Here is a 3,754-nt window from a genome sequence, read left to right as displayed (position 1 = left end):
AAGAGCTAAAAATATCTTTTAAATCTAAAAAAGAATAACTAAATTCCTTTGATATTTTTAGGTCTTCTTCTGTAGTAGCTCCGTATTCTTTTTGCTTTTCTATAAGTTTGCCCAACTCTTTACCGCCATCGGCAAAAGCTATCGTTAGCGCTCTGTCGAATCCTAATTGTTCGGCAATTGCTTTTCTTTGTTGTTTGGAAAAATTCCCCATTTGCTTGCTAAGGCTTTCTAATGTGCTTTCTGCGCTTGCAAATGGATTAAATGCGATTCCATATTTTTTGCTTACTTCTATTAATGCGCCACCGCCATTTTTTGCTTCTTCAAGTGCACCACTTAGGCTATTCATAGCACTTATTACGCTATTTGTATCTCCGCCGAATCTCTTTAAAGCGCCACCCAAAGCAGTAATTTTTTCGGAATCTCCGCCCAATAAATCAATATTATATCTTAGCTCGTTATTGAAATTAAACACACCAACGCTGAAATAAGTAGCAACTATTCCACCAAACAATTTACCGAAATTTTTAAGGCTACTGCTAGATTCTTTAATGCCACTTTCAAGCTCTTTATTATCAAGCCCAAAAACAATCTTAAATTCTTTTAAAATATCATTCATTTCTTGCCTTGCTGTGATTGATAATAGAGATTTTCATTATAGCGGTTTATATATATGATTCTGTAAGTATTAATTGCGTTCTCTATGTCCATCTCCATAATATCCCTCCAACTTCCTAACCCTGCACTAACTAACCCCACAACTAGAAAATCATCATTATGTGGATATTGGTAACCTATGCTTTTTTGTTCATATGTTGGAAGCTCGGCAAGGCTGATAAAAAACCCTGCAATCTCTCCTGGAATTTTGCTGTAATTTCAATAATTGCGAATTCATTATTAAATAATGATTCAATCACAACAGGTTCTATATTTTCTAACCAATTGCCTTTATTGTCTTTTGTCCTAAGATATTTAATAGCCAAATCATCAATAACCTTATTGGCTTTTTCTATATTTTCAAGTGTTGATTTTTCGTTAGCTAAAATCATCATTGCACTTTTAATTTTTAGTGCGTCTTGTGTATTAACTCTTTTAAAATCAAATTCCCTATTTTCTAATTCATACATTGAAATCCTTTATTTTAATTTATTGAAATTATACCAAGATTGATAAATTAAATCTTGGATAGTCTTATAAGACATCTCCAAACATAAATGTAAATACAATAGGATTTTCTTTTTGACTGCCAAGATGTGGGACAGGCGTTGCACTTAGTAGCGCTCCCGGGCTTAGTGTAGTAGTTACACCGCCTTTTGTAACAATAACAGAGACTTCCAATTTTCTGCCTCTTGCTTGTGCATTTGATAATCCTTGTAATGTTTTCCCCCCTATGCTAGCCCCTGTTACTGTTAGTGTTGCTTCAATAGGAGTTCGTAACATCCAAGTATTCATATGCCCATCAGGTGAAACCTCCCCGCCCCCTGTTGTTCGTGCAGATGGGTTAAGGATGTCGCTGTTTGGATCGAAATTGTCCATAACAATAGGTAATCCATTAGCTACAACAATAACCGATGTGTCTAAGACTGATAAATCGTGCAATTCCATTTTTAAGCTCCTAAGATATAATTATTTATCACAATTTTTTTAGCAGGTGTGTTTGCCGTGTAAGCTTCTGTGATTGATATTTCACGTGTTGTAACATTAATATCCGATATAATATAAAAATAACCGCTTGTTTCCAGTTTCTCTATAACTTGACTTATATCATCTACAAGCCCCCTAAATGTATCAATTACCGATGTTCGCTCGGTTGTTGTTAGAGAAACCCCTTGTGCAATAATATTAGCATTAACCGCCTCTTGGAAAACACTATCTAAATAACTATAAACTATCGCTTGCGATTGACTCCCCCTTACTCCGATTAGCTTTTGTGCTTTAAACATATTAAAAAGTTGTATTTGTTGTTTAAATTTTAAAAAGCTGTTACAAACATACACATTTATGCTTGAAGTCTTGTTACCTAAAATTGTGCCGTCCATATAAATTGTATCATCTTGCCCTAAGACTCCAAATTTGCAAGGCGCGTTAGCTTTGTTAGCGACCATTGCTTCGTATGCCATTCTATCACTTATCGCCTTAACTTGGAAGCTTGTTGCGTCGTTAAAGGCAATATTGTAATTACCGCCGTTCTTTGTTAAATCTAAAGCGCTAATGATTCCACATAAAAGGGCGTTTTGATAATCTTGTTTTTTATTGTCAATGATTAAGCCATTATAACCTTCATATGCTTGCGTAGCGCCACTATTTAAGATATCCAGTTGCGGATTACTCCAGCTATAAACTCCAGCAAATCTATCATTGCTCGTATTTAGGAATTGCCCAAAAGCAGTTAAATCAGTTTCCACATCATCAAATTCAAAGTTAGGAGAAATTAGGTAATAATTTCCGTTGTTGTCTGAAATCTCTTTTAACGCTTCTGCAAATGTATTAGCCCCATTATCGCCCTCTATAATTCTTGCTCCGTCAATCTCTCTCAAGCCTAAGGACCCACTAATATCTGTTCCATCTGTTGGCGCAGAAATATAAGAAATTGTCTCTCCTGCGCCCTTAAGCCCACTTTTTACAATGAATCCCCCCGTTATCGGTGAATATGAAACGACCGCGTCTGTAAAATTATTGTTTGAGGTCTGCCCTTCCGCGCCATTAATTGCTTGTTGAATTAATGATGCCGCATTTGCGAAATCTGTAGCCCCTGTTAGGTCTAAGTTTTTAATAGTTGCTGTTGTTTTCCCAATTGTAATATTAAAACCGCCATTAAGAGTCTTTAATACACTTAGCGCAGGCGCTTTTCCGCCTTTTAACACGGCGGGCAAATCCGCTTCACTCCAACTATAAACAAATAAATAATCGCATTTTGTAGCGCTTTTACTTAAGAATCCAAAATATACACTGGCAAAATCCACAACAGGGCTATCAAATCCGAAAATTGATTGCGCTTGTTGCAAGTTTGCTACTTGTGTGAATTTTTCAATAGGTAACGCTTCGTTATATTTTTCTATAATGATTGTGTTTAGCTTGCCTATTGTAAAAGTATCTTTAACACCAACACTTGTTACATCAATGATTAAGTCTAAAGGTAATGCCTTATTTGCCATTTAAGCCTCCGTAAATTAAATTTTCTGTAATTAGGACTTTTTCTATTGCGTCCACCGCCTCTTCAATATTTGCAATACTTATAATTGAAAAATCAAAGAAAGCGCGATTAACAAACTTTTTATTATAAAGTTCAGAAGTATAGCTAATATTAGAGTAACAGGGCAAAATAGTCGCATCCAAGGTTTTTAAATATTCTATCGTTTCTAAACTCTTTAACCATTCTCTAATCTTTAGCGCCACTATTTCCGTCTCTATATAATTAACATTCGCCGAATTAACTTTATAAATATCAATTTGATAGTTACTTTGTATATAGCTATATTCTTTTATGCTTGCTTCTGCGATAATCTCGCCATCTTCATTTTCTTTTTTGTTCACAATGGGATTTAAAAAATCTTTATATTGTGAAGTTACATTATTAGAACTTATTAAATTTAAGATTATTGCGCCTTTGTCAAAATTTGCAGTTAAAAGTGTCCCGCCAATAATAACATCGTAATCCGTTATTAAATCAGGATTCTTTTCTGGTTTAAAGAGATTGTAAAGATTTGCACTTGAAAACATAAGTTTTTCCTATATTATTTGACTACCTATTACCATA

5 protein-coding genes are annotated in these 3,754 nt (G+C 34.6%); all 5 read right to left on the bottom strand.

Going from position 1 to position 3,754, the window contains the following annotated elements; genetic code table 11:
* Positions 1–616 (bottom strand): hypothetical protein (locus tag Q0358_RS00905; protein ID WP_299546057.1); only part of this gene is annotated, 616 nt, incomplete at its 3' end.
* Positions 617–791: 175 nt separating this feature from the next.
* Complete coding sequence (locus tag Q0358_RS00900; protein WP_299546055.1) at positions 792–1,124, bottom strand: hypothetical protein; 333 nt, start codon at positions 1,122–1,124, stop codon at positions 792–794.
* Between the two features lie 64 nt (positions 1,125–1,188).
* Positions 1,189–1,602 (bottom strand): hypothetical protein, encoded by a 414-nt coding sequence (locus Q0358_RS00895; RefSeq protein ID WP_299546053.1) that lies wholly within the window; start codon positions 1,600–1,602, stop codon positions 1,189–1,191.
* A gap of 2 nt (positions 1,603–1,604) precedes the next feature.
* Complete coding sequence (locus Q0358_RS00890; RefSeq protein WP_299546051.1) at positions 1,605–3,152, bottom strand: DUF3383 family protein; 1,548 nt, start codon at positions 3,150–3,152, stop codon at positions 1,605–1,607.
* Positions 3,142–3,717, bottom strand: coding sequence for a hypothetical protein (locus Q0358_RS00885; RefSeq protein ID WP_299546049.1), 576 nt, complete (start codon positions 3,715–3,717; stop codon positions 3,142–3,144). The genes Q0358_RS00890 and Q0358_RS00885 overlap by 11 nt, the downstream gene beginning before the upstream one ends.
* Between the last annotated feature and the right edge of the window lie 37 nt (positions 3,718–3,754).

This window comes from uncultured Helicobacter sp. (assembly GCF_937893305.1).
Lineage (GTDB): Bacteria > Campylobacterota > Campylobacteria > Campylobacterales > Helicobacteraceae > Helicobacter_D.
The sequence above is the reverse complement of the archived record's forward strand: the minus strand, read 5'-3'. Positions and strand labels throughout refer to the sequence as shown.